General features: G+C 67.4%; 23 protein-coding genes. 11 read left to right on the top strand and 12 right to left on the bottom strand.

Annotated elements, in window-relative coordinates; genetic code table 11:
* Positions 1-60 precede the first annotated feature (60 nt).
* The 3 genes from ACFWF1_RS34880 to ACFWF1_RS34890 all read right to left on the bottom strand — a co-directional run bounded on the left by ACFWF1_RS34880 (position 61) and on the right by ACFWF1_RS34890 (position 3,761).
* The gene (locus tag ACFWF1_RS34880) at positions 61-1,704 is read right to left on the bottom strand and encodes a hypothetical protein (protein ID WP_379322251.1); all 1,644 of its coding nucleotides are present in this window, start codon (positions 1,702-1,704) and stop codon (positions 61-63) included.
* Between the two features lie 123 nt (positions 1,705-1,827).
* Positions 1,828-2,157, bottom strand: a complete 330-nt coding sequence (locus tag ACFWF1_RS34885) for a hypothetical protein (protein WP_379289760.1) — start codon at positions 2,155-2,157, stop codon at positions 1,828-1,830.
* Positions 2,158-2,405: 248 nt separating this feature from the next.
* A complete protein-coding gene (locus tag ACFWF1_RS34890; RefSeq protein WP_379289759.1) occupies positions 2,406-3,761 on the bottom strand; it encodes a flavin monoamine oxidase family protein in 1,356 nt (451 codons plus the stop codon).
* 433 nt (positions 3,762-4,194) lie between these two features.
* Between ACFWF1_RS34890 and ACFWF1_RS34895 the strand changes: the two genes are divergently transcribed.
* Both ACFWF1_RS34895 and ACFWF1_RS34900 read left to right on the top strand, forming a co-directional pair.
* A complete protein-coding gene (locus ACFWF1_RS34895; RefSeq protein ID WP_379289757.1) occupies positions 4,195-4,983 on the top strand; it encodes a CPBP family intramembrane glutamic endopeptidase in 789 nt (262 codons plus the stop codon).
* Between the two features lie 42 nt (positions 4,984-5,025).
* The gene (locus ACFWF1_RS34900) at positions 5,026-6,387 is read left to right on the top strand and encodes a DUF2252 domain-containing protein (RefSeq protein WP_379289755.1); all 1,362 of its coding nucleotides are present in this window, start codon (positions 5,026-5,028) and stop codon (positions 6,385-6,387) included.
* Positions 6,388-6,390: 3 nt separating this feature from the next.
* On the opposite strand, the gene ACFWF1_RS34905 is transcribed toward ACFWF1_RS34900, so the two are convergent.
* Positions 6,391-6,891 (bottom strand): CGNR zinc finger domain-containing protein, encoded by a 501-nt coding sequence (locus ACFWF1_RS34905; protein WP_379289753.1) that lies wholly within the window; start codon positions 6,889-6,891, stop codon positions 6,391-6,393.
* A 277-nt stretch (positions 6,892-7,168) separates the two neighbouring features.
* Between ACFWF1_RS34905 and ACFWF1_RS34910 the strand changes: the two genes are divergently transcribed.
* Positions 7,169-8,425 carry a hypothetical protein gene (locus ACFWF1_RS34910; RefSeq protein ID WP_379289751.1) on the top strand — a complete coding sequence of 419 codons (1,257 nt, stop codon included), beginning with the start codon at positions 7,169-7,171 and terminating at the stop codon, positions 8,423-8,425.
* 162 nt (positions 8,426-8,587) lie between these two features.
* The gene (locus tag ACFWF1_RS34915; protein WP_379289749.1) at positions 8,588-9,811 is read left to right on the top strand and encodes a hypothetical protein; all 1,224 of its coding nucleotides are present in this window, start codon (positions 8,588-8,590) and stop codon (positions 9,809-9,811) included.
* Here the strand turns inward: ACFWF1_RS34915 and ACFWF1_RS34920 are convergent.
* Positions 9,806-10,453, bottom strand: coding sequence for a TetR/AcrR family transcriptional regulator (locus ACFWF1_RS34920; protein WP_379289747.1), 648 nt, complete (start codon positions 10,451-10,453; stop codon positions 9,806-9,808). The two genes, ACFWF1_RS34915 and ACFWF1_RS34920, sit on opposite strands and share 6 nt — an antisense overlap.
* Positions 10,454-10,508: 55 nt before the next feature.
* Between ACFWF1_RS34920 and ACFWF1_RS34925 the strand changes: the two genes are divergently transcribed.
* Together ACFWF1_RS34925 and ACFWF1_RS34930 are read left to right on the top strand one after the other, a co-directional pair.
* Complete coding sequence (locus tag ACFWF1_RS34925; RefSeq protein WP_379289745.1) at positions 10,509-11,666, top strand: glycosyltransferase; 1,158 nt, start codon at positions 10,509-10,511, stop codon at positions 11,664-11,666.
* Positions 11,667-11,785: 119 nt separating this feature from the next.
* Positions 11,786-12,637, top strand: a complete 852-nt coding sequence (locus ACFWF1_RS34930) for a BTAD domain-containing putative transcriptional regulator (protein ID WP_379289743.1) — start codon at positions 11,786-11,788, stop codon at positions 12,635-12,637.
* A 130-nt stretch (positions 12,638-12,767) separates the two neighbouring features.
* On the opposite strand, the gene ACFWF1_RS34935 is transcribed toward ACFWF1_RS34930, so the two are convergent.
* From ACFWF1_RS34935 to ACFWF1_RS34945, 3 genes are all read right to left on the bottom strand, one after another.
* Positions 12,768-13,859 carry a CSLREA domain-containing protein gene (locus ACFWF1_RS34935; protein ID WP_379289741.1) on the bottom strand — a complete coding sequence of 364 codons (1,092 nt, stop codon included), beginning with the start codon at positions 13,857-13,859 and terminating at the stop codon, positions 12,768-12,770.
* 166 nt (positions 13,860-14,025) lie between these two features.
* On the bottom strand, positions 14,026-14,754 hold the full coding sequence (locus ACFWF1_RS34940) for an NIPSNAP family protein (RefSeq protein WP_379289739.1): 729 nt from the start codon (positions 14,752-14,754) through the stop codon (positions 14,026-14,028).
* Positions 14,755-14,786: 32 nt separating this feature from the next.
* Positions 14,787-15,107, bottom strand: a complete 321-nt coding sequence (locus ACFWF1_RS34945) for a DUF4873 domain-containing protein (RefSeq protein ID WP_379289737.1) — start codon at positions 15,105-15,107, stop codon at positions 14,787-14,789.
* 181 nt (positions 15,108-15,288) lie between these two features.
* Between ACFWF1_RS34945 and ACFWF1_RS34950 the strand changes: the two genes are divergently transcribed.
* Genes ACFWF1_RS34950 through ACFWF1_RS34965 form a run of 4 tightly spaced genes read left to right on the top strand, consistent with a single transcriptional unit; the run spans position 15,289 to position 18,700 of the window.
* Positions 15,289-16,281: a diiron oxygenase gene (locus ACFWF1_RS34950; RefSeq protein ID WP_379289735.1), complete on the top strand. Its 993-nt coding sequence runs from the start codon at positions 15,289-15,291 to the stop codon at positions 16,279-16,281.
* Positions 16,278-17,282 (top strand): diiron oxygenase, encoded by a 1,005-nt coding sequence (locus ACFWF1_RS34955; protein ID WP_379289733.1) that lies wholly within the window; start codon positions 16,278-16,280, stop codon positions 17,280-17,282. The genes ACFWF1_RS34950 and ACFWF1_RS34955 overlap by 4 nt, the downstream gene beginning before the upstream one ends.
* Positions 17,283-17,284: 2 nt before the next feature.
* The gene (locus ACFWF1_RS34960; RefSeq protein ID WP_379289731.1) at positions 17,285-18,358 is read left to right on the top strand and encodes a 2Fe-2S iron-sulfur cluster-binding protein; all 1,074 of its coding nucleotides are present in this window, start codon (positions 17,285-17,287) and stop codon (positions 18,356-18,358) included.
* Positions 18,359-18,367: 9 nt separating this feature from the next.
* The gene (locus ACFWF1_RS34965; protein ID WP_379289729.1) at positions 18,368-18,700 is read left to right on the top strand and encodes a DUF4873 domain-containing protein; all 333 of its coding nucleotides are present in this window, start codon (positions 18,368-18,370) and stop codon (positions 18,698-18,700) included.
* Here ACFWF1_RS34965 and ACFWF1_RS34970 read toward each other — a convergent pair.
* Positions 18,689-19,576 (bottom strand): ergot alkaloid biosynthesis protein, encoded by an 888-nt coding sequence (locus ACFWF1_RS34970; protein WP_379289728.1) that lies wholly within the window; start codon positions 19,574-19,576, stop codon positions 18,689-18,691. The genes ACFWF1_RS34965 and ACFWF1_RS34970 overlap by 12 nt on opposite strands.
* On the bottom strand, positions 19,573-20,025 hold the full coding sequence (locus tag ACFWF1_RS34975; protein ID WP_379289726.1) for a nuclear transport factor 2 family protein: 453 nt from the start codon (positions 20,023-20,025) through the stop codon (positions 19,573-19,575). The genes ACFWF1_RS34970 and ACFWF1_RS34975 overlap by 4 nt, the downstream gene beginning before the upstream one ends.
* Before the next feature lie 92 nt (positions 20,026-20,117).
* Here ACFWF1_RS34975 and ACFWF1_RS34980 point away from each other — a divergent pair, with 92 nt between their 5' ends.
* Positions 20,118-20,717: a TetR/AcrR family transcriptional regulator gene (locus ACFWF1_RS34980; RefSeq protein ID WP_379289724.1), complete on the top strand. Its 600-nt coding sequence runs from the start codon at positions 20,118-20,120 to the stop codon at positions 20,715-20,717.
* 7 nt (positions 20,718-20,724) lie between these two features.
* Here ACFWF1_RS34980 and ACFWF1_RS34985 read toward each other — a convergent pair whose 3' ends face one another.
* Positions 20,725-21,996: a diguanylate cyclase domain-containing protein gene (locus ACFWF1_RS34985; RefSeq protein WP_379289722.1), complete on the bottom strand. Its 1,272-nt coding sequence runs from the start codon at positions 21,994-21,996 to the stop codon at positions 20,725-20,727.
* Between the two features lie 53 nt (positions 21,997-22,049).
* Positions 22,050-22,859 carry an SAM-dependent methyltransferase gene (locus ACFWF1_RS34990; protein WP_379289720.1) on the bottom strand — a complete coding sequence of 270 codons (810 nt, stop codon included), beginning with the start codon at positions 22,857-22,859 and terminating at the stop codon, positions 22,050-22,052.
* Positions 22,860-23,001 lie beyond the last annotated feature (142 nt).

A 23,001-nucleotide genomic window follows, 5' to 3' on the forward strand; every position in this document is an offset into this window, starting at 1 on the left:
CTCATTCTCATAGGTCACCGCGAGTTCGTTCTGGGTGCATTGCACGACTCCGTCGCCTCCCTAGCCGCCCGCGAGCCCGACCGCACCGAACGCCGCCAGCGCGACTACCGCGAGCGCGATCACGACCGGAATGGCGATGAGCCCGAACGGCGTCAACAGCGACAACAGGCCGACGCCGACAATCAGTGCGGCGGTAGCGAGTCCGGCGACACCGAGCACGCCGAAGAAGGCCACGGCCGTGGCGATCAGGCTGACGACCAGGAAGGCCAGCACGCCACCGAACAACAGCGGCGCGAGCACCAGGCCGAGGACCGGAACGAAGACCGTGGTCAGCAGCGCGGCCACGGCAAGCACGACGAAACCGACGACACTCAGCGCGAGTCCAGCCGCCAATGCGACTACGGCAAGGGCGATTCCGCCGACAATGGCGACGGCGATCGCGGCGATACCGCCGACCAGGATGACCGGCGCCAGCACCGTGAACGCGACGATGGCGACCGGAATCGCGATGAGCAGCACCGGAATCGCGATCACCGCGAGCACGATCAGCACCGGGACGGCCAGCACCGCGAGGATCAGTCCGCCGATGATCAGCGCGCCGATCACCAACGGCGCCAACAGGATCGCGCCGAGCACCACCGCGCCGAGCGCGAGTACGGCGGCCACTCCGATTCCGCCCGCGAACAGCAGCGGCACGATCGCGAGCACCGCGATCACCGGAATCGCGAGCAGCGGCAGCGCCGCCGGATGCCTGGCGTCGGACACCAGCCCGCGCACCGCGTCCCGGATCTCGGTGAACACCGCGCCGATCGCGGCCGCGCGGTTCGAGGCCAGGGCGAGCAGCGGTGCGAGGAACGCGAGCACCGGCGCCATACCGGCCAGTTGCGGCGCGAACAGGCCGATCACCGGTGCGGCGATCGCGAGCAGTCCGGGCGGCAGCTGCTGCGCGACGGGATCCTGTTGTCCCACAGTGGGAGTCAGCATGTCGCGCAGGCCCTTGACCGGATCGGGTCCGTCCTTGGGGAAGCCGAAAAGCGTGCGTGCCTGGTCGATCAGGTCGTCGATGGCCGGCGTCGTGCCGGTACGACGCGTGCCTGCGAGCTCGGTGGCCTGCTCGACAAACGCCAGCAGGTCATTGACCGGTCCACGCATCGGGCCGTCGGGGAACGTCTTGTTTGCCCAGGTCGCGAGCTGGTCGAGCTGCATGCCCGAACCGGCGATTTGCGCGACGGTTGCGGCCAGGTCGGCGACGGGCGCGGGGACGCGGCCCGCCACCTCGGTGGCCACCGCGCCGGGCGCGCTCTGACCGCCCGGGGTTCCGCCACCACCACCGAACCAGTCCGGTCCGGGCGCCGGCGCACCGCCCGCGCGATAGTTGTCGATCGCCGAGTTCACCTGGTCACCGAAGGGCGTGTTGGCACTCGCCGCGCTCGCGGCGCCGAGGGCGTCGTCCAGCGCGCCCTGCTGGCCGGGGTCGAGCACCTGTCCCGCGACGTCACCGGCGCCGGACAGCAGGCCGTTCAGATCGGCCGGGGGTGCGGGAAAGTCGATATCGGCGGACGCGTGACCGGCACCGATCATGGCCGTTGCCATGGAGGCGAAAGTGGCTGCGGCGTACATGCCGCGCCGGGACTTCTCGACGCTCTTGCGGTGCTTTGCCGATGCTTTGGTTTCTCGCTGACGTTCCTTGGTGACTACACGCATTTGGAGCCTCTCCGTGAACCCGTCTCGAGGGACGTGCTGGTTGGATGCGCATGGCCCTGGTAGTCGAGAATTTCGCGGGCTCTGGCGCGGAAGGCGATATCGGGGTTCGAAGCCCCGCCCGGATCAGACCGGACCGGTTTCGGCCGGGGCGCAGTTCGCCCTGGACCAGCCGCCATCGGTACCGATGGTTGCGCCGATATGGGTGTGCGGCATGCCGAGGAGATCGCGGCAGCGGATGTAGGCGTGCTCGCCGACGCCGGCGCCAGGGTCACACGTGACGGTCAGTTCATTGGGCACCGACGAGTCCGTGGTGCAACCGGACGGTTCCGCGGCGGCCGCGCCGGGCCCGGTGAACCAGCCGCCGACCAGCACTGTGCACAACACCAGCAGCGCGGCCGGGAAGGTGCGGCTCGGCCACACCAGGCTTTGCTGAACATTAGCTGAATGTGCCATGCGGTCCATGGTTCGCGCACCGCAGAATCTCAGTCAACATTACGGAGATCACTATCTGCCATTCGCCGAGGTCAGCCGCGCCTTTTTGATCCTGAGATCGCGAAGCGCGTCAGGAAAGCGTTAACGGATATGTACAGGCATTCTCGACAAGCCTATGATTCAAATTTCAACTGGACGAGCGACCATCTATTGCGGCAGCAACGTCATCAGACGTCCGGAAACCACAGTCCGACACCGAAATCGGCGCGTCAGCCCACGGTAGCGGCACGATGTGCCGAGAGCACCTCGGCAGCCGCGCGCTCGCCGGAACGGACGGCACCCTCGAGATAACCGGCCCATTCCGTGGCGGTTTCACTGCCCGCCCAGTGAATCGCGCCGATCGGCTGGCGCAGCGCCGAACCGATGGTCGTCAGCACACCGGGCGGGAAAAACGCACCGTAACCGCCGCGGGTATACGGGTCGTCGGCCCAGACCTTCTCGCGCCAGTCGATCGGATCCCGCGCCTGATAACCGAAGGCGCGCACGAGCGAGCCGACGATCATGGTCCGGCGTTCGCCGGCCGAGAGCGCGGCGAGGCGATGGGCGGCGCGGCCGGGGACCAGCGCACCGAGGACGCCGGGTCCGCCGGGCCGGGTCGCGTCGAAGGTGACCGGCACCGGGTCGTGCAGATTCAAGGCCTGACCGGTTAGTCGATCGTCGCGCCAGAAGGGCCGCTCGTACACGGCGAACGCCTTCAGCACCGACCCCATCGGCATCCGCTGGGTGAGGTGATCGCGGGCGGCGGGCAGCGGCGGGTCGTAGGCGATCCGGCCGGCCAGCGCGGGCGGCAGCGCGACGATCACCTGCGCGGCGCGCACCTCGCCGAACTCGCCGCGCACCGAAAGACCTTCCGCCGCTTGCTGAATCGCGGTGACCGGAGTGTGCAGCCGCAGCACGTCGGCCAACTCGGCGGCGATCGAGCGGGCCGGCCCGTCCGCGCCGTCGACGAAAAGGCGGGTGATCGTCTCGGCCGTCACGCCGCTGTCGACACCACCTGCGGCACGAATGGTGGTCAGCAAAGCCAGCATCGAGACGCTGCCGACGTCGACGCACAGTTCCTCACCGATCATCACCTCGGCGAGGTGCCTGGCCCGGCGCTCGGGCAGGTTGCGACGTAGCCAGGTCGCCGCGGTCATCGAGTCGAGCCGGTCGGCACCCGGTGTCGTCCACGGGCGCGCGAGGTCGATGCGCGCGGCCAGCCGTTCGATCCGCCACATGGCCTGCGCGAGAACGACGAGCACGAGCGGCGGCAGCGGCGGCCGGGCACCGGCGAATGGACGCCGGACAGCGCCCTCTACCAGCAGATTCGCGCCGTCGGACGGGGCCGCGTACGTTTCGGCACCGTACTCCTCGGCCAGCGCGGCGAACCGGGTGTGGCCACCGGAGATCCACTGAGCGCCGAGATCCACGGCCCAATCGTCCGCGATCCGGTCGGTCTGCGCCCTGCCGCCGACGCGACCGGCGGCCTCCAGCACGACGATCTCGCGTCCGGCCGCGCGCAGCGCCCGTGCCGCGGCCAGCCCCGCATATCCGGCACCGACGACAACCACGTCAGCGTGGTCCATGCCGGCCTCCCGTCACTACACCGTTGAACACCCACTGTTGATCACCGTCCGCCGATGCGCAACCGCTCGACCCGGATTGCCGAACCCGATGTCGCGGTGCCGGATCCGATCGGCGTGGGAACGGCCGGAACCCCGCCTCGACCGAAGGGCACATCAGACGGCGGAAGTCGGCGAGGAATTGTGCCGTCGGCTCGGGCAACCGAGCCGTGGGTGCAGGTCCGAACGCGTCGGATCATGCTGCGCCCGTTGACCATTACCGCCGCGCAGCTACGACGTCGGCATAGAACGCTTTGTGCCGTGCCTGGTCATTGCGTTGATCACGCGAAATTCTAGGCAATTCTATTTTCGAGAAACCGGCACAGCAATACGGTGACGCGGAATTCCTATGCTAATTTCCGGTCATCCATAAATCTCCATCGCCAGGAAAGGCGCGATGACTTCGCAATCCGTCGACATTCCGACCACCGACAAGTCGTGGGCGGTCAAAGCCTGGATTCTGCAAGTCATCGCCTTCGTGCTGACCTTCGGCGCACCCACCGTTGTTGCCATCGTCTTGCTGGTGGACCGAACCGACCCGCAGTGGACCGGGTTCCCCGCCAACGCCTACCGCGTCGCGGGCTGGGCCGCCTTCCCCTTCGCCGCGCTGGCACTCTGGGTCGCCCACCGCCGGCTGGGCCTGACCGGTACCGAACTCGGTCTGCGCGCGGGCCGGCCGACCCGCGCGGGCTTCCTCGGCGCGATGGGCGCGGGCTACCTCACCATGTGGCTCGGCCTGCTCGGCCTCGGCACCTTCCCCGAATGGGTCACCGGCGAAGACGGCAACCCCATCGGCGCCAGGTCCGCCTGGGACGGCGTGACCTGGAGTCTGCGCGCCGGATTGGTCGAGGAGACCATGCTGCTGGCGATGCCGATGGCCATCATGCTGCGCCTGCGCTGGTCCTGGCCCGCGCAGTTGGCGGTGCTGATGGCGCTGCGACTGCCTTTCCATCTCTACTATGGGCCTGCCGCGATACCGATGGCCCTGATCTGGTGCGCCTTGCTGCGCTACGCATACATCCGCGTCCAGCTGATCTGGCCGTTCATCGCCGCGCATATCCTTTACGATCTGAACGTCGCGGTGGTTCCGATCGGCCCGCTCCGCGCGGCCATCACCCTCGCGATGCTGGTATTCGGCGGCATCGCCTTCCTGTCCTGGTGGCGCGAACGAGGTCGACACTCGTAGCGAATTTGCTCGCCGGTTGCCATCGGATGACAAACTGGCACGATGGCGGACACCTTGGCGATTGTGGAACCGGGCGCGGCCGAGCAGGGCCGGCGGGCACGCAAGCGGGTCGGGCGGCGCACCCTGGGAGTGTGGGAACCGCCCGCCGATCGCGCGGATCCGATCGCCGTGCTCGAACGCCAGGCCAAGACGCGGGTCGCCGAGTTGGTGCCGATCCGGTACGCCAGGATGGCCGCGGGCGAGTTCCCGTTTCTGCGCGGCGCGCCTGCGATCATGGCCGCCGACCTGGCCGCCTCCCCCAGCTCGGGCCTGACGGTCCAGCTGTGCGGTGACGCACACCTGTCCAACTTCGGCCTGTACGCGTCGCCGGAACGCGCACTCGTCTTCGACCTGAACGATTTCGACGAGACCCTGCCCGGCCCGTTCGAATGGGACGTCAAGCGCCTGGCGGCCAGCATCGCGGTGGCCGCGCGCGCCAACGGTTTCGCCGACACCGACGCCGAAACCGCGGTCGGCGCCGCGGCGCTGGCCTACCGGGAGGCGATGATCCGGCTGTCCGGACTCGGCGAATTGGCCGTCTGGTACGAGAAGGTCGACGCCGACCAATTGGCGACGCTGGCCCAGAAACCCAAGCGCCGCAAGGGCGTTGAGCAAGCACTCGCCGAGGCGCGGGCCCGCACCAACCTGCAGGCCCTGGAGAAGCTGACCGAGCCGGATGCCGACGGGGTCCCGCGCATCCGGCACCGCCCGCCGTTGCTCATCCCGATCGGCGAGATCGACGCCGCGACGATCCAGAAGGTGTTCAGCGACTACCGCCGCACCCTCGCCGAGGAACGCCAGGTGCTGCTGGACCGGCACGAGATGCTGGATCTGGCCATCAAAGTGGTCGGTGTCGGCAGTGTCGGCACCCGTTGCTTCATCGCGCTGCTGGCCGGGCGATCGACCGGCAGCCCGCTGTTTCTGCAGGTAAAAGAGGCCCAGCAGTCGGTGCTGGCGCCGCACACCGCGGCGAGCAAGTTCCGCAACCAGGGACATCGAGTCGTGCACGGGCAGCGGCTGACTCAGGCCGCGAGCGATATCTTCCTCGGCTGGGCGACCGGCCCGGATGATCGGCACTATTACTGGCGCCAGCTGCGCGACATGAAGGGCTCCCCGGTCATCGAGGAAATGTCCCGGTCCTACCTGCGCGACTACGCGGCACTGTGCGGCCACACGCTGGCTCGCGCGCACGCGCGCTCCGGCGACCGGATCGCCATCGCGTCGTATCTCGGGTCGAGTGACACCTTCGATCGCGCGATGATCGACTTCGCTGTCGCCTATGCCGATCAGACCACCCTCGATCACCAAACCCTGCTCGCCGCAATCGAATCCGGGCGAATCGTGGCGGCGAAGAAGGCGTACTGAGCGTCAACCCGCGCGGCGGGACCGATGCTCGGCCACATGCACCCGGTTCGAGCACTGCGATGAGCAGAACCGGCGCCTGCCGTTGCGCGAGGTGTCGATGAACACGGTGTCACATCCGTCGCGGGCGCACCGGCCGATGCGGTTCGGGTCGTCGCAGAACAAGGTGGCCAGGCCGACCGCGGTGTAGGCCTTGACGCGTTCGTCGACGGGTGCGGTCTCCTGCGCGAAGTGCAAGTGCGGCATCCGGTCGTCGTGCGTCGAGATATAGGGCTGACTGGTCGTTTTAGCGAGCAACGCGTTGAGCCGCCGCGCCGTGGGGTCGTCGAACACCGCGCCGAGCTCACCGATCCAGCGGCGCAGCTCCGCGTCCTGCGCCGCATCGAGCGTACCGATCGGTTTGTAATCCGCTGCGGCCAGCAACTTTCGCAAATCCTCGTCCCGGCCCGCGTTCACCAGCCGAGCGGCGAGTTCGGCCGCCGCGCCACCGTAAGGGTTGAAATGCACTAGGTCATTACATCAGGCTGGGTCCATGGACCTGACCTGCCCCTCCTGTTCCTGGCCGACACCGACGGTCGTGTCCGCGCACGGCTGCGTCCGCTACCTGCGCTGCGTGTGCGGTCAGTGGCTGATCGCCGAGCATGGTCTCGTTGTGGCAACGACCGGAAACAGCTCGTTCGGTATGCGCGATATACCACTCAGAGGCGATGATCCCGAAAGGCCGTGCCGGGCCCGGTATTCGGGCTAGCCTCGATGGGCAGTCTCATGTGGAGGGTATTTCGACATGACCACGGCTACCGTCATTCGGCCGTTGGCACCGAGCGAAGAAATCTTTGCCGGTAGTGAAGTTCTCGTCGGCTACTCGATGCGACTGTCCGGTCGGTTGAACTTGGCGGCGCTGTCTGCTGCGTTCGACGCGGTGGTGCGCGCGTATCCGGCGCTCGGCGCGCACCTCGAGCCGGACGGGCGCGGCCACCTGCTCGTCGAATCACCCGGCAGCACACCGGAAATCACCGTCGTCGACGGCGATCCCGAACAGTTGCTGAGCGGCGCACGGTTGGACCAGCGCTCGGCACTCGCCGCGCTCTGCGTGGTCCGCGACGGCGACAGCACCGGGGTGACGCTGGTGACCCACCACAGCGTCGCGGACGCGTGCCATTCGCTCGCGGTGCTCGCCGAGCTGTGGTCCTGCTACACCGAGATCAGCGGCGGCCGCGCGCCGACGCTCGCCTCGCATCGGTTTCCGGATGCGGTCGAGGATCTGCTGCTCGAGCGATGCGTCGAGAAGATGTCCGGCCTGCCGGTATCCAGCCGGCCGTTGCTGATCACCGAATCACCCAGCGTCGCCGCACCTGTCGCGGACGACGAATCGTACCTACTACCGCTGACGGCACGCTGCCGTCTCACCCAGCGGGAGACCGCCGCGCTGGCCGACCTCGCGCACCGCGAGGGCACGACGATCAACGGGCTGGCCTCGGCCGCGATCCTGCTCACCGAGGCCGAACTGCGCGAGCTGCCGCTGACCGAGCTCAGTTACACCTACTCGGTCGACCTGCGTAACCGGGTCTCCCCCACGATCGGCCACACCGAGGGCACCAATGTCCTCGGCTTCGCCGACTTCGTGCCGACCCGCGCCGCGGGCACCACGCTGATCGGCCTGGCCCGCGGCATCAGCGACGCCCTGCGCACCGGCCTGGCGAGCGGCGTCGTGCAGCAGACACCGCTGCACATCCCCGACATCGCGTCCGGTCCGCCGCCGCGGGCGCCCGGCATCGTGCTGGCCACCAATTGGGGCCGGATCGATCGGCCACGACTACCGGAAGGGCTGCGCATCAACGACTTTCGCACGGTGATGATCGCGAAGCCGGACAAAGCCGGGCATCGGCTGCAGCAGCCGAGCGGCACCATCATCATCAGTACCTTCGATGATCGGCTCAGTATCGAGATCCATCATCCGGTGGAGACCACCGCGCAGCAGCGGCGCCGGGTGCGTCTGCTGGCGTCGCATTTGGATGCGGTCCGCGAGGTCGGCGCCGCGTAGTCGCTTGCCCGACTCGACCGCGATACCGCACTGAGACGTCGGTGAAATCCGGTGCGCGGATAGTGGTCGACGGCCGGAAGTCCGATCGCTCCGGCATGCGTGGCCTTGATCGCCGGTTGGCACGCGCTGATTCGTCACAGATGAAGGGGGAGCTCTTTGACCATGTCTACTGTTGTCCGCCCACTGGCCCCGAGCGAGCAGATGTACGCGGCCGCCGGGGTCTATGTGGGTTACGCGGTTCAGGTGTCCGGGCGGTTGGATCTCGCGGCTTTGTCAGCAGCGTACGAGGCCGTTGTGCGCGCCTTCCCCGTGCTGGGCGCGCGGCTGGAGCCGTCCGGGGAGGGTGGCTTTCTCCTTATGAGCTCGACGGGGGCGGCGCCGGAAATCTCTGTGGTCGATGACGATTCCGGCCGGTTGGTGATCGATCAGAAATTCGATCAGCGGGTTGCGTTGAGTGCAGTGTGCGTGGTCCGCGACCGCGATACCGCGAGTGTCACGCTGCTGACGCATCACTGTGTAGCGGACGCGTACCACTCGTTGGCCGTGCTGGCCGAGTTGTGGTCGTGCTACACCGATGTCGTTGCCGGGCGTTCGCCCGAGCGCGCAGTACGTCCGTATCCGGTGTCTATCGAAGCGTTGCTGGCCGAGCGCGGTATCGAGAAAATGGCCGGTCCGGTTTCCGATAGCCCGCCGACCATCGCCACCACCGCGGCCGCACCGGACGACGACTGGTCGGCCCCACCGCAAGTCTCACGCTGCCAGCTTTCGGTGGCCGAGACCGCAGCACTGATCGAGCTCGGGCATCGGGAAGGGGTGACTATCAACGGTTTGGTCTCGGCGGCAATTCTGTTGAGCGAAGCCGAGATTCGTGAACTCCCACTGACCGACATCTTGTATATCTACCCGGTCGACCTGCGCACCAGGATCACGCCGACGGTCGGCCTGACCGATGGCACCGACCTGCTCGGGTTCGCCACCTACGCTCCGACCGAGCCTGTCGGGCTGCTCGAGCTCGCCCGTGGCATCTGCGAGTCACTGTGGGCCGGATTGGCCGACGGCACCGTGCAGCAGATGCCGTTGCACATTCCCGACATGGCGGAAACTGTTATCGCGCCGGTGCCGGGCATGGTGATCGTGTCCAACTGGGGCCGGGTTCCGGATCTTCGGGTACCGGAAGACTTGCGCGTCATCGACTTCCGATCCACCGTCACCGCGACGGTGGACCCCGAGGTGGGCCCGCCGCAGCAACCCGGCGGCGGGACGTGCATTCTGAGCACCTTCGGTGGACGGCTGAGCATCGAGATCCACCACTTGGGATCGACTGCCGCGCAACAGCAACGGCGCGCGGACAGCTACGCGGCCGAGCTGCGCGGCGTCATCTCATAACCGGGGCAACAGTTCCGGCGCGAGCAAGAGCTGGGCCAGGCTTTCGGCGACCCAGTTCTCCGCGTCCGCGCCGGACCAGCCGCGGTCCTCGATGAGCGAGCGGTACACGTCGTAGGTCGTGACCGCGTACAGGATGTCGGCCGCGCGCTCGGCCGTGAGACCGGGGCGCAGCGCGTGTTTGGCCGCCAGCTCCGGGGTGATGTGCCGAGGTCCTTCGTAGCGGCCGCGTTCGGCCTCGGCGAGAAAGTTGCCTACGTCGGGGTCCGCCGACGCGGTCATCCGCATGACGTCGAGCAGTCCCATGTAGCGCTCGGACACCTGCCGCATGTGCTTGGCGTACAGCGCGAGTTGGCGCACCGGATCGGGTTCGGCGAAGAGTTCGCGCACCCATTCACGCTCCGGCGGCGGGGTGGCGGCCTCCTCTTCCGGACCGGCCACGAGCACCGCGGCCGCCTCGGCGAGCACCGCGACCTTGGTGCCGAACGCCTGGTAGATGGTCTGCACGTGCACACCGGCCGCGTCGGCGATCGCCTGCAGCGTGGTCGCGGCGTAGCCGTGCTCGGCGAACAGGGTCGCGGCCGCCTCGGCCACCTTGCGTCGGGTGGCCTGGCGACGGCCACCACGCTGGATCGGTCTTGACATGGTCGCCATCCTATCTATAGTTCACTATATAGTCAGCTATAGGTAAGGGGTTCCTATGCGTGTTCTGTGTTCGACGACACCGATGGAGGGTGTGTTCGCGCCCGCCCTGCCGCTGCTCACCGAGTTGGTGCGGGCCGGTCACGAGGTGCTGGTCGTTACCGCGCCCGATCTGGCCGACCGGGTGCGGGCGACCGGATTGCCGACCGCGGTCGCCGGTCCGCCCGCGCCGGTCGCGGCCGGGCGGGCCGTCGCCGATCCGGTGTTCGCGGAGGGTGGGCAGCCGTGGCGGATCGGCGCGGTGATGTTCGCGCGGATCATGGCGCCGGAGAAGCTGCCTGAGCTCAGTAGGATCGCCGCCGAGTTCCGGCCGGATCTGATCCTGCAACCGCCGGTGGATCTCGCCGCGCCGATCGTCGCTGCTACGTTGGGGATTCCGTCGATCACCTACGGCACCGGACTCTTGCTGGAGTCGGAGTTGATGGGGGCGATGGCGGAATGGGTTGCCCCGCTGTGGGATTCGGCTGGTCTCGAACCAGATCCGCATGCGGGGATGTATCGAAGCGGTTACCTGGATCCGGTTCCCGCTGCGCTGCAACCGGATCGGGGTCCCGCAGCGGGGTGCGCACGATCGATTCGGCCGCAGGTGCCGGGTTCTCAGGCTGAGGCGCTGCCCGACTGGGCGGAGAAGCTCGGTGATCGGCCGGTCGTCTACTTCTCGCTCGGCACGGTGCCGATCTTCAACCAGCCCAGCATGTTCGAGCCGGTGTTGCGGGCGTTGGCCGATCTGGAGGTCGAGGCGATCGTCACGGTCGGCCGCACGAACGATCCCGAGGCGTTCGGTCCACTGCCCGGCAATATCCATCTCGAACAGTGGTTGCCGCTCGCGGCGGTGCTGCCGCGGTGCGATGCGGTGGTCTGCCACGGTGGTGCCGGCACCACGTTGGCCGCACTGTCCCATGGTCTTCCACTGCTGTTGCTGCCCCGCGGCGCTGATCAGTTTCCCACGGCCGCAGCGTGCCGGGCGGTGGGTGCGGCTCAGGTCGTGCCGCCGGATGCGGCCACAGCGGACACCGTCGGGGCTGGAATCCAGGCGATTCTCACCGATGTGTCTTACGCCGCGGCCGCAGCACGCTTGCAATCCGATATCGAGGACATGCCAACGCCCGCAGCAGTAGCCGGTGAGTTATTCGAAGTCCCCTTTTATCCATCCTAAATATAGCTGAACGAGTGCCGAAAAACATCGGCACTCAGGATGATGTTTCCGCAGGTGGTCGCTCCTAATCTGGTGACCTCTACCCGGACAAATCGCTGTGCGGAGGAATCTTGAAAACCTTGACGAATACGGTCATGTGCCGGGTCCTCGGACCGATCGAGGTCGAGATCGACGGCGTTCCGGTCGATCTGCGTGGGGCGCGGCCGCGGCAGTTGCTCGCCGCGCTGTCGTTCGCGGCGGGCGCGTCCGTCTCGAACGAGGTTCTTGCCGAATATCTTTGGGGTCGTTCGGCGCTCGATCAGCCGAGCGCCAAGGTACGGGTCGTCGTGCACCGATTGCGCGCCGCGCTCGGACCGTACGCCGACCGGATTCTCGAGCTCGACCGGTGCGGCTATCGGTTGGTGCTGCCGCCCGAGCACACCGATCATGGGCAGTTCGCCGACCTGGTCGGCGCGGGAATTCGGGCGTTGCTCGACGGTCGGGCGGCAGCTGCGATGGCCACGCTGCACGCGGGTCTGACCTTGTGGCACGGGCAACCGTGGGTCGAGCTCGGGGATTCGCCGGAGGTACTCGGCGCGCGAGCGAAATTGGTGGAGTTGCGCGAGTTGGCGATCGAGGAGCTGCAGGCCGCCCGGTTGGCGTGCGGGGATACCGCCGAGGCCGTTGCGGCGTTGAGCGAGGCCGTTATTCAGGCGCCGTACCGTGAACGCCGGTGGGAACTGTTGGCGGTCGGCCTATTTCGCAGCGGTCGGCAGGCGGACGCGCTGGCGGAGCTGCGCAAGGTCCGGCAGGTACTGCGGGAGGAGGTCGGTGTCGAACCGGGACCCGCCCTGCGGGAGCTGGAGCGGCGGCTGCTCGACCATGATCCGGGACTGCTGCCGCGGGACACGTCGATCCAGGCCGGCAGCCGAGTCGCCGGAAATCTTGTGCGCGGGTTCCGGACCTATCCCGCCGCACGACAGGCCAGTTGATCAGGACGATCCGGCGGTGGCGCCGGAGACGAGCATCGACATCACCCAGGCGAAGGCTTGACCGAGGACCGTCATCCAGTCGCCTACATTGAACGAACCCATCGCGAAATTCTTTCTGGTTGTGGCGGTTTCAGCGTGTGCCCGCGTCGGGCCGGACCTCGTCGCCCGTGGCGGTGAGGTCGCAGGAGTGATCGTTGCTGAGGTTGCCGCCGGTGGACAGGATGATCGCGAACACCTTCTTACAGTTCTGCTCGCCGAGGCCGGAAGTGTTCTGCGCGACGGTCGAACCGCGCAGGATCAGATGGCCCATACCGGGATTGACGACATCGGTGAACTGATACGGCAACGTGTCGAGGTATCCGGGCGCAATGTTGATGCCGCCACCGCCCTCATCGGCACTGTTCCCGAGGACGAGGGTGTCGATGAGCACCACCTCGCCGACACCGCGGATGTCGAGTCCGCCACCGCGACCGGCGAATCCGCCGAACCGGTACCACTTGGCATGCGGGTTCACCACGCGGTTGCCGGTGATTTCGGTGCGGGTGAAGGTGCAGGTGTTGTCACAACGGACGCCCCCGGCCTCGCCCGCCACATTGGCGGTGATGATGCTGTCGGTGGCCTTCATGTCGGCGACCGGGATGTTGAAGATGCCGCCGCCGTAGTCGGCGGCGTTCCCGGTGACCGTCACATGATCGAGAATCAGCTTGCCGGAGTTGGCGATTCCGCCGCCACCGGTCTCGAACAACGGGATCTCGTGCTCGGTCGCATTGCCGCCGGTGATGGTCAGTCCGGAGATCGAGACATGCGCCGTGGTCAGCACGACGCGGTCGCGGTGCCCGGCGTCGAGGATCGTGCGATCCTGCCCCGCGCCTTCGATGGTGGTGTCGGCGTTGACATCGAGGTCGCCGGTGGCCGGATCGATCAAGGGGCCGTTGGTGTTCCAGAAATTGGGCGCGATGGTCAGCACGTACCGCCCCTCCGGCACCCGAATGGTGCTGCCCGGCCGGACATTCGCCGCCTGCACCGCAGCCCGCAGCGTGCACTCCCCGAAGTCGGTGCGGCACTGGCCATCGAACGGATTCGCCGCCGCCCCATCGGCAGTGGTCGTCACGGTGAACACTTCGGGCGACGTCCCCGCCGACCCGGTATCGGCCGTCGCGGGCGCCCCGCACAGCGCACCGAGAAATACGACACCGATCATCGATATAGACGAGACCTTCATCTGACCAACCACTCTCGGCACGACAACTCTGGATCGAGACCGCACCTATCCGGCGCACTGTCTCAGTCGTTTCGGTTCTAACAGAACCAAAACCCACACCGTGGCCGGTCGGACGGTTCCTTAGCTATTGCACAATCCCCCTGGGCGTGTCGCCAGCAGCGCACTTTCAGCGCAGCAGGGATCGTGCTGTCGGCGCGAGGTAGAGCTGTTCAGCGGGACCGGATAGTCGCTTCGCCAGCTGCGGGTACACGTCCTCGGTCCACGCTTTCGACGCAGCAAGGCGGTCGAGATGCTCAGCGCGCCGGTCGGCGTTGTCGAACAGTGCGAAGCACACGAAGACCGACTCCTCGCGGATCGGAAGCGCCGCAAAGGTATTCGGTGCCGGATCGGTCACGTAGCAGGCGATCGGCGAGGCACCGGTCTCCGCGAGAATCGGTCGAACTCGGTCGTCGAAGAATTCGGTGAACTCCGTAGGCTGCGTGTCGAGGTAGTAGATCGTGGCCAGCACTCGCGATTCGGGCAGTTCCGTCGCGTGCACACCGGGACGGCCGCCCGGCAACCTGAACTCGGAGGCAGGCGCGGCAGGCTGCAGCAATAGCGCGTTGTCGGTGTCGACCATCGTCGCCCGGGCCGCGGGCGCGTGTGTCCGCCAAGCCGTCCCGTCCACGTAGAAGGCGGTCAACGCGGCGCCACGGGCAGCCAGGTCAGGGAACGCGCGGAGCCAGACGAACCGATCCGGGTCGTTTTCATCGCGGAACTGCGCGACGATACGCATGCCGACGGCCTCCTGCGACTCGACCAGCTCCCGATCGAACAGCTCGATCAGCACGTCCCGCGTCCCTGGGCGGAGTGTGTACTGCCTGAGTTCGACTACCGGCCAAACATTTTCAGTCATCCGATCACCGTGCCATCCGGCACCGACAAACTTCAGCGCAACGGATACGGCGGGGTGCTCTTGCCCATGATGCGGTATCGGTTCCACAGGTCGCGGTCGCCGACCACGGCGGGGCGGGCGTCGTTGCCGGTGCGGACGACGCAGGCGGTGCGTTGTTCGTCGCCGAGTACCGCGGTGAGGGCGTCGTTGGCGTCGACTCGGCCGACCCAGCGGTAGATGCCGTCGGTGGGCTCGGGGTAGCCCCGGATCTCCAGGTGGACCGGCACTTCCACGCCGCGGACGACGAGCGTTCCGGTGCCGTAGTAGTCGGCGCCGTCGTGCGGGCTGCGGTCGGCTGCGCTGCGTTGCGCCATGGCGTCCACCTTTTCGGGACTGCGGAAATCCGTGTCTCAGACAATCTTGACAATACCGACCAGTGGTTCCAGACTCAAGGGTGTCGGTACCAGCGGTACCGGATACACATTTCACGATCGTGCGCCGTTGCGGGTCGAGGCCGGTGACGCACGCGCGTGCACCGGAAGAGAGCCGAGCACGATGGGAACGCCGAACCCCGAGCCGATCGAATTCCATTCGCCCACCACCACTTCGGGCGTTCCGGTGCGCCGCAGACGCACCGTCACCGATCGCAAGCTCAGTGCCAGGCGGCTACTGCTCGATGCCGCAGCGGAGACCTACGACGGTGACCTGGACATCGATTGGTCGGCGCCGATAGATCCCGAAAAGCGCTGGCTGCCCGACCATCTCAGCACCATTCACGACACCTGGCTATGGCACCGGATGGGTACCGAACAGCGCGCCACGCTCGCCAAATACGAGCTCGCCAACCTGCTGACGCTGGCCGTCTACGCCAACGCCGCCCGGTCCATGCTGCTGTTCCGCGAGATCATCGAGGCCTCCGGCCCGGCCGACGACGCGACCCGCGCCGCACTGGCCGGCATCCACGCCGACAGCCGCACCATGGCCATGTTCGCCAGGATGGTGCACAAGAGCGGCCTGGCGCCCTACCGACGGCCGGTGCTCGCCCAGGTGGTGTCCCGGCTGGTGCTGTTGACGCCGAAGAACACCGCGACCTCAGCGGTGACGCTGCTGATCCAGCAGGCCATGTACGACGTGGCCACCACCATCGCCGACGACCCCGACCTCCAGCCGCATCTGCGCCAACTGATGAAGATCCATCGGGTCGCTGCGCAACGCAACCTGGCCTACGCCCAGGACGAGCTGATCGCCGAAATCGATGAGCACGGCCGGATTTCCAACGCGGTGGCGGCGCTATGGGCCGCGGCGGCGACCAGCGTGCTCTATCCGGCACTCATCGCACCACGCCCCTATCGCGCGGCAGGCGTACGCGCCAGGCACGCGCTGCCCACCGCCCTGCTCAGCCCGCACTATGCCGACTCGGCCCGCACCTTCACCGAATCCTTTGTGCACCAAGGTGTTCAGGTGGGACTGTTCGGTGGCCCGCTGACCACCACCGTTCTCCGGCTCGGCCGCGTCTGGCCCGGCTCCACCTCGAGGAGGCAGCGATGACCACCCACGACACCACGCCCACCCAGCGGCACGCGGTCAGCACCGCGGGCATGTCGACCACCCGCGGCAAGAACGTCGGCGACCGGCAGAAAACCGCCCAGCGCCTGCTGCGCTCGGCCGCCGACCGCGCCTACGACGGCGAGGTCGACATCAACTGGGACGCCCCGCTCGACCCGGACAAGAAGTGGATGCTCGATCATCGGCAGACGCTGTACGGAACGTACCTGTGGGACCGGCTCACCGAGGAGCAGCGCCGCACCCTCGGCATGCACGAGGCGGTCAGCGCGCTGAGCTTCGGGATCATCGTCGAGTCCGGCCTGTCCGCGTTCTTGCTGCGCCAGTTCCTCGAACACGCGGACCCCGGCGACGACCACAGCCGGTACGCGCTCGCCGAAGTCGGCGAGGAGACAAGGCATTCCACCATGTTCAGCAGGCTCATCAACAAGTCGGGCCTGCCCGCCTATCAGCCGTTCATACCCAAGGCGCTGTTCAAGGCGGTACGGCTGATCGGCCTGGTCCCGATGGGTCCGGCCACCATGGGCGGGCTGCTGCTGGTCGAGGAGACGCTGGACCGGTTGCAGCGGGAGAACATGGACGATCCACGCATTCAGCCACATATGCGGCAGCTCAACAAGATTCACGTGCTCGAAGAGGCGCGCCACATCACCTATGCCCGTGAGGAACTGGTGCGCCAGATCGCCAAGCACGGCAAGGTGATCAATGCGGCTCATCGGCTGGTGTTCTCGGTGCTGGTGTTCGGGATTCAGCCCGCCATCGTGACGCCGCGGGTCTACCGCTCGGTCGGCATCCACCCGCTGCACGGGCTGGCCGTCGCCCTGCTGAACCCGAACTACCGGGAGAACGCCAAGTTCGCCGGGGAAATGCTGCTGCGCTACGGCTACGAGGTCGGGTTGGTGCGCGGCGCGGTCAGCACCCGGATCCTGCGGCTGGCCAGGGCGCTGCCCGACGACATCGTGGCCGAGCTGTCGCGGACGGCGTGACAATGACCGAACCGGATACCGCCGCGCCGCTGCCGGCGGCGACCGCGAATACTCATGTGCACGAGCTGGAGATCGTCGAGGTGATCCGGGAGACCGCCGATGCCGTCTCGCTGGTCTTCGAGGTGCCCGACCCGCTGGTGCCGCGATTCCGCCATCGCCCAGGGCAATTCCTCACGCTGCGCATCCCGAGCGAACAGACCGGCTCGGTCGCCCGCTGCTATTCGCTGTCCAGCTCACCGCATCTCGACGACGATCTGATCATCACCGTGAAGCGCACCGAAGCCGGCTATGCGTCGAACTGGCTGTGCGACAACGCCGTTCCCGGCCTGCGGGTGACCACCCTGTCCCCGTCCGGCGTCTTCACGCCGAAGTCGCTGGACGCCGACCTGCTGATGATCGCCGCGGGCAGCGGCATCACCCCGGTCGTCTCGATCATCAAGTCCGCCTTGATCGCAGGCACCGGCACCATCTATCTCTTCTACGCCAATCGCGACGCACCCTCGGTCATCTTCGGCACCGAACTCGCGGACATGATGGCCGAGTACCCGGATCGGCTCACCGTCGACCACTGGCTGGAGTCGGCCATGGGCCTGCCCACCGCCGAGGCGCTGACCGAGCGCCTCTGGCCGTACACCGGCTTCGATGCTTTCCTCTGCGGCCCAACGGCATTCATGAACACCGCCAGATCCGCGATGATCGCCGCGGGGATGACCGATCGGCACGTGCACACCGAGATCTACCAGTCACTGACCGGTGATCCCTTCGCGGAGATCGTGATCACCCGCGACGACGCCGAAACACCGGCCACCGCAACGGTGGAACTCGACGGCCGCCGCCTGGAGCTGCCATGGCCGCGCCACACCCCGCTCCTCGACGTCCTGCTCGCCGGCGGATACGACGCGCCCTACTCCTGTCGCGAGGGCGCCTGCAGTGCCTGCGCCTGCACCGTCCGCTCCGGTGAGGTCCGAATGCTCCGCAACGACACCCTCGTCGACGCCGACCTCACCGTCGGCCTCACCCTCGCCTGCCAATCCGTCCCGCTCACCGACCACGTCGACATCGCCTTCGACCAATAGGACCGGACCATGGCCGACCCCGCCGACGACTACGACTATCAAGGCCCCGCGACCGTCACCGTCGACAGCATCGACATCACCGTCGAGCTCACCCTGCGCGGCCACTTCCAGGGTCTCGACGGAATCTACCGCTGGTACGGGCGGATTCGACCGAATCCGGAACTCGCCGCCGCCGTGGGTGACCTGGCGGAGGTGCAGGTCAGCACCGGCTTCGGCACGGTGCCCGCCGTCATCGGCGACCTCGACTTCTGGGGCCGCTACCGCATTTCCGGCCGCAGCACCCCACCGTTCTTCGTGCCGAAGAGCCTGGCCGATATCGACGGCCCGCGATCAGTACACTGAACCGCCAGGCAGCACAACAACTTCCGCCGCCATGTCCGCCGACAACTCGGTCCAGTTGCGCGCGATGAACGCCCGGAAGGACCCCGCCTCGCGGCCGGTCACGTCCGGCACCACCGACGTGATACGGTCTTCGGCACCACGCCGGATCTCGTCATCGAGTCCGGCGAGGAATGCCGCATAGTCGGCGGGCACGCCGGATTCGCGGACCAGCGCGGCGAATTCGGTGACGCCGACCGGCTCATGCCGCACCAGCCGCCCGGTCTCCTCGGCAATGATCGCGGCGGCCTGCGCGTAACTCAACGCCTCCGGTCCGGTGATCACGTGATCGGTGTTGTGCGGCAACGGATCCAGCAGCGCGCGTACCGCCACGGCGGCGATGTCCGCCGCGTCGACGAAGGCCACCCGGCCGTCGCCGGTCGCGGTGATGATCTCCCCCGTGGCTCGAATGCCAACGGCCACCGGGTGTCCGCCGACGAAGTTCTGCATGAACCAGGACGGCCGCAGCACCGCCCATTCCGGCACCGTGCCGCGCACCAGGCCGTACAGCCTGCCGAGCCCCGGCGTCTGGTCGGTGACCGCCGACGAGCCGAGCAGCACCACTCGACGTACACCGGCCCGCACCGCCTGGGCCAGAAAGGGTTCCACGATCAGCGCCGGATCGGTCGCGCCGATCGGCGGGACCAGGTAGATGCCGTCCACTCCGGCCAATGCGGGCCCAAAGGTCTCGGGATCGTGCCATTCGAAGCGAATCTGTTTGTCGCCCAGTGGGTTCCGGCTGGCGATCCGTACCTCGGCCCCCGCCGCGTCCAGCCCCGCGGCGACTCTGCTTCCGGTAGTCCCGGTGCCACCAGTGACCAGGATGGTCGGCTCGCTCATAGATTTCCCTCCGTAGCGCCGAACGATGCGAGCTCACCGGCGCCACCGAGCGCTTCGGCGGCGGCGAGCGGATTCCAGTAGTCGCGGTAGTGCACGATCTCGCCCGCGCGCACGGTGATCACCGCGATATAGCGCATCCGGTACGGACGCCCGGTCCGCACCGCGACACCATCCGCCGCGAACTCGACCACGACAACTTCCGGGTCCGCGGTCACGTGCACGGTCGGCGCGTCGATCGCACGGATATCGAGCTGCTCGGGATAGTCACGCAGGTAGTCCTCGATGGCTGCGCGCCCGGTCACCTCGGACGGATATCCGGGCGGCGCGAACGGAAATTCGACGCTCCCCCGCTCCGCCCAGAGCCCCGCGAACCCGGCCATGTCTTTGGCCAGCAGCAGCCGTAAGGCCTTGTCGACGACCTCGGCCGGCGTGCGTACCGATTCGGGCATCAGACCCTCCACTTCATTTGGACGATACGGTACCGTCCCATCCAAATATAGACGGGACGGTACCGTCTCGTCCATTCCGTATACTGACCCGCATGCCCGAGAAGCCCCGACGCACACCCACCGGTGCCGCTGTCCTGCAACCGCAGATCACCGCCGCGGTCACCGAGGCGGTGATGGCCGAACTCGCCACCAACGGCTACGCCAGGCTGTCGATGGAGGCGGTGGCCAAACGCGCGGGCGCGGGCAAGAGCGCCCTCTATCGACGCTGGCCGTCCAAACAGGACATGGTGATCGCGGTGCTCGGCGAATTCAGCGTCGAGCTGGCCGAATTCGCCGACACGGGCGCGCTGCGCACCGATCTCCTGGCAGCCCTTCGCGCACTGCACGAGTGGCTCACCCACTCGACAATGGCGACGATCCTGCCCGACCTCACCGCCGAGGCGGGCCGCAATCCCGTGCTGGCGGAAGCGGTCCGGACGACCATCGGCGAACCACGGCGCGCACTGGCCACCCCACTGCTGCGTCGAGCCATCGAGCGCGCGGAGCTACCCGCCGATACCGATATCGAGATGGCGCTGGATCTTATTGCAGGGCCGATGTTCTGGCGGTTGAATGTCCGGCAAGCCGAAGAAGGACCGGACTATCTCGACCGACTGGCCGATCACCTGCTGCGCGCACTGAACGCCCGCTGAGGCGCGGTCACCGCTGCCGGAACCGCGACTCGCGCATGCCCTGCGCGGCCTTGTTGCGGTACATGGCCGTATCGGCCGCATGCATGAGTTGATCCGGGGCAGTGGGCACATCATCGAGAAAGACGGTGCCGATACTGGCGGCGACGGTCACCAGATGGCCCTCCACCTCCATCGGCTCGACCAGCGCCTGCGACAGCCAGCCGGACACCTCGTCCAATTTTCCTGCACCCGTACACTTTTCGATCAGCACGATGAATTCGTCGCCGCCGAGCCGCGCGACGAGTCCATCGACCGGCTCGACGGCCGCGCGTAGTCGCTGCCCGACCACCCGAAGTACCTTGTCCCCCACCGTGTGTCCCCAGACATCGTTGATCTCCTTGAACCCGTCGAGGTCGAGGTAACAGACGCCGATCGGCGGGCTGGCGTTCGCCAGCCGGTCGAAGAACAGGGTGCGGTTGGGCAGGCCGGTGAGGCTGTCGTGGTTGGCGTCGTGCCACAGCCGGTCGGCCAGCTGCTTGCGTTCGGTGATGTCGACCGCCACCCCGATCAGGAACCGCACCTGCCCGGCGCTGTCGCGCACGGCCGACATCGACAGGTCGATGGTGGTGACGGTGCCGTCCGGGCGCAGGTGATCGGTCTCCAGCCGGAAGCGGTCGGACGCGCCGCTCAGCAGCCCCTGCAACTCGGCGAACGCGTACCCGATGTTGGCCGGGCCGAGCAGGTCGGCGACCGACCGGCCGGGCATGACTTCCACTGGCAGACCGAGCATTTCGGCCATCGCGACGTTCGAGTCGAGCACCCGCCCGCTCACGTCGATGGTGCCGATACCGACCGACGCGCCCGCGAAGACGGCGGCGAACCTGGCCTCCGACAGCTGCCGTTTGGCCTCCGCCTCCTGCGCGGCCGCGAGCGTCGCGACCAGCGTGGCTTCCTGTTCGGCCAGTGCCGCCGTCCGCAGCGCCGCGGTGAAGCCCGCCGCGAATTCGGCGGCGGCGACCACCGCGCGGTCGCGGATGCGCTCATAGTTCGGTTCGGTCCTGGTCGGGCACAGGTCGGCCACCAGGTCGTGGCAGATCACCACCACCGAACGACTGACCGCCACCGCGTCCCGATAATTCGCCGCGACCAGCACCGAGGCGGCCTCGCGAGCGACGCTGATATCGGCCAGGCCGAGCACCACCGCTTCGAGCGCCTCACCGAGCCCGGCGAGCATGGCCTCGATCTGAGTCCGCGTGAGGGTGGGGGCCACCGCGCCATCGAGCGCCTCGGCCCACCGCATCGCTAGCTCATGCGACCCCACTCAGGGACCCCCTGCTGGTTCGTGTTCGCGCTTCAGACCTTTCGGCCGACGCCGGCCAGTCCGAGCGACCGGCCCGGCGCCTCGTGCAGATCCCGCTCGGACTCCGGGCGCCAGACCGGCAGCTCGACCACGCCGGGCTCGATCAGGTCCCATCCATCGAACATAGCGACGATTCCGTCGCGATTGCGGAAATGGATGCCAACTCGACTCTCATCCGTTGCGTGGGCGCCTAATTTGCCCGCGTCCTCGGGACGCATCTCGGAGGTGAGGTGCGAAATAGCGACGTAGCTGCCCGGTTGGACGGCGGCACGCAGGTCGGCGACCTTCTTGATGGGCTCGTCGCCGTCCGAGAGCAGGTGCAGCACCGCGACCAAGAGCAGACCAACCGGTTGGTCGAAATCGATCAGCCCGGTGCCGCTCGCCCGGTCGAGCAGCTCGGCGGGCTTGCGCAGGTCGGCCTCGATGGCGGCGGCCCGGCTGTTGCCCTCCAGGATCGCGCGCGAATGCGCGGCGGCCACCGGGTCGATATCCACGTACAGCACCCGAATTTCGGGGTCGATGCCCTGCACGACCTCGTGCACATTGCCTGCGGTCGGAATCCCCGACCCGATGTCGAGGAATTGGCGGATGCCGGAATCGGCCAGGAAACGCACGGCCCTCCGCAGGAACGCCCGATTGCTCAGCGCCAGCCGCGGCAGGTCGGGCACCAGGTTCTTGGCCATCTCGGCGGCCCTGCGATCGATATCGAAATTATGCGAGCCACCGAGCAGCGCGTCGTACATCCGTGCCGGGCTCGCCTGCTGCATATCCACGCCTTCGGGTGCCCACGCCGGCCTGTCCATCGAAACCCCTTTTAATTGCTCGCGCTCGAAAACACCGTCATCACGATCGGCCGACCCACTCGAGTGTCGTGTGCTTGATCACCCGAACGGTGGTCTGAGCATAGTAGTCGGCTTTGGTGACCAGCGGGAAGATCACGTCTGA

The organism is Nocardia sp. NPDC060255 (assembly GCF_042727395.1).
GTDB lineage: Bacteria > Actinomycetota > Actinomycetes > Mycobacteriales > Mycobacteriaceae > Nocardia.

What these genes read in the sequence shown, in the direction of transcription:
- ACFWF1_RS34880 (WP_379322251.1), bottom strand. Translation starts at nt 1,704, where the DNA reads ATGCGTGTAGTCACCAAGGAACGTCAGCGAGAAACCAAAGCATCGGCA.
- ACFWF1_RS34885 (WP_379289760.1), bottom strand. Translation starts at nt 2,157, where the DNA reads ATGGCACATTCAGCTAATGTTCAGCAAAGCCTGGTGTGGCCGAGCCGC.
- ACFWF1_RS34890 (WP_379289759.1), bottom strand. Translation starts at nt 3,761, where the DNA reads ATGGACCACGCTGACGTGGTTGTCGTCGGTGCCGGATATGCGGGGCTG.
- ACFWF1_RS34895 (WP_379289757.1), top strand. Translation starts at nt 4,195, where the DNA reads ATGACTTCGCAATCCGTCGACATTCCGACCACCGACAAGTCGTGGGCG.
- ACFWF1_RS34900 (WP_379289755.1), top strand. Translation starts at nt 5,026, where the DNA reads ATGGCGGACACCTTGGCGATTGTGGAACCGGGCGCGGCCGAGCAGGGC.
- ACFWF1_RS34910 (WP_379289751.1), top strand. Translation starts at nt 7,169, where the DNA reads ATGACCACGGCTACCGTCATTCGGCCGTTGGCACCGAGCGAAGAAATC.
- ACFWF1_RS34915 (WP_379289749.1), top strand. Translation starts at nt 8,588, where the DNA reads ATGTCTACTGTTGTCCGCCCACTGGCCCCGAGCGAGCAGATGTACGCG.
- ACFWF1_RS34920 (WP_379289747.1), bottom strand. Translation starts at nt 10,453, where the DNA reads ATGTCAAGACCGATCCAGCGTGGTGGCCGTCGCCAGGCCACCCGACGC.
- ACFWF1_RS34925 (WP_379289745.1), top strand. Translation starts at nt 10,509, where the DNA reads ATGCGTGTTCTGTGTTCGACGACACCGATGGAGGGTGTGTTCGCGCCC.
- ACFWF1_RS34935 (WP_379289741.1), bottom strand. Translation starts at nt 13,859, where the DNA reads ATGAAGGTCTCGTCTATATCGATGATCGGTGTCGTATTTCTCGGTGCG.
- ACFWF1_RS34940 (WP_379289739.1), bottom strand. Translation starts at nt 14,754, where the DNA reads ATGACTGAAAATGTTTGGCCGGTAGTCGAACTCAGGCAGTACACACTC.
- ACFWF1_RS34945 (WP_379289737.1), bottom strand. Translation starts at nt 15,107, where the DNA reads ATGGCGCAACGCAGCGCAGCCGACCGCAGCCCGCACGACGGCGCCGAC.
- ACFWF1_RS34950 (WP_379289735.1), top strand. Translation starts at nt 15,289, where the DNA reads ATGGGAACGCCGAACCCCGAGCCGATCGAATTCCATTCGCCCACCACC.
- ACFWF1_RS34955 (WP_379289733.1), top strand. Translation starts at nt 16,278, where the DNA reads ATGACCACCCACGACACCACGCCCACCCAGCGGCACGCGGTCAGCACC.
- ACFWF1_RS34960 (WP_379289731.1), top strand. Translation starts at nt 17,285, where the DNA reads ATGACCGAACCGGATACCGCCGCGCCGCTGCCGGCGGCGACCGCGAAT.
- ACFWF1_RS34965 (WP_379289729.1), top strand. Translation starts at nt 18,368, where the DNA reads ATGGCCGACCCCGCCGACGACTACGACTATCAAGGCCCCGCGACCGTC.
- ACFWF1_RS34970 (WP_379289728.1), bottom strand. Translation starts at nt 19,576, where the DNA reads ATGAGCGAGCCGACCATCCTGGTCACTGGTGGCACCGGGACTACCGGA.
- ACFWF1_RS34975 (WP_379289726.1), bottom strand. Translation starts at nt 20,025, where the DNA reads ATGCCCGAATCGGTACGCACGCCGGCCGAGGTCGTCGACAAGGCCTTA.
- ACFWF1_RS34980 (WP_379289724.1), top strand. Translation starts at nt 20,118, where the DNA reads ATGCCCGAGAAGCCCCGACGCACACCCACCGGTGCCGCTGTCCTGCAA.
- ACFWF1_RS34985 (WP_379289722.1), bottom strand. Translation starts at nt 21,996, where the DNA reads ATGCGGTGGGCCGAGGCGCTCGATGGCGCGGTGGCCCCCACCCTCACG.
- ACFWF1_RS34990 (WP_379289720.1), bottom strand. Translation starts at nt 22,859, where the DNA reads ATGGACAGGCCGGCGTGGGCACCCGAAGGCGTGGATATGCAGCAGGCG.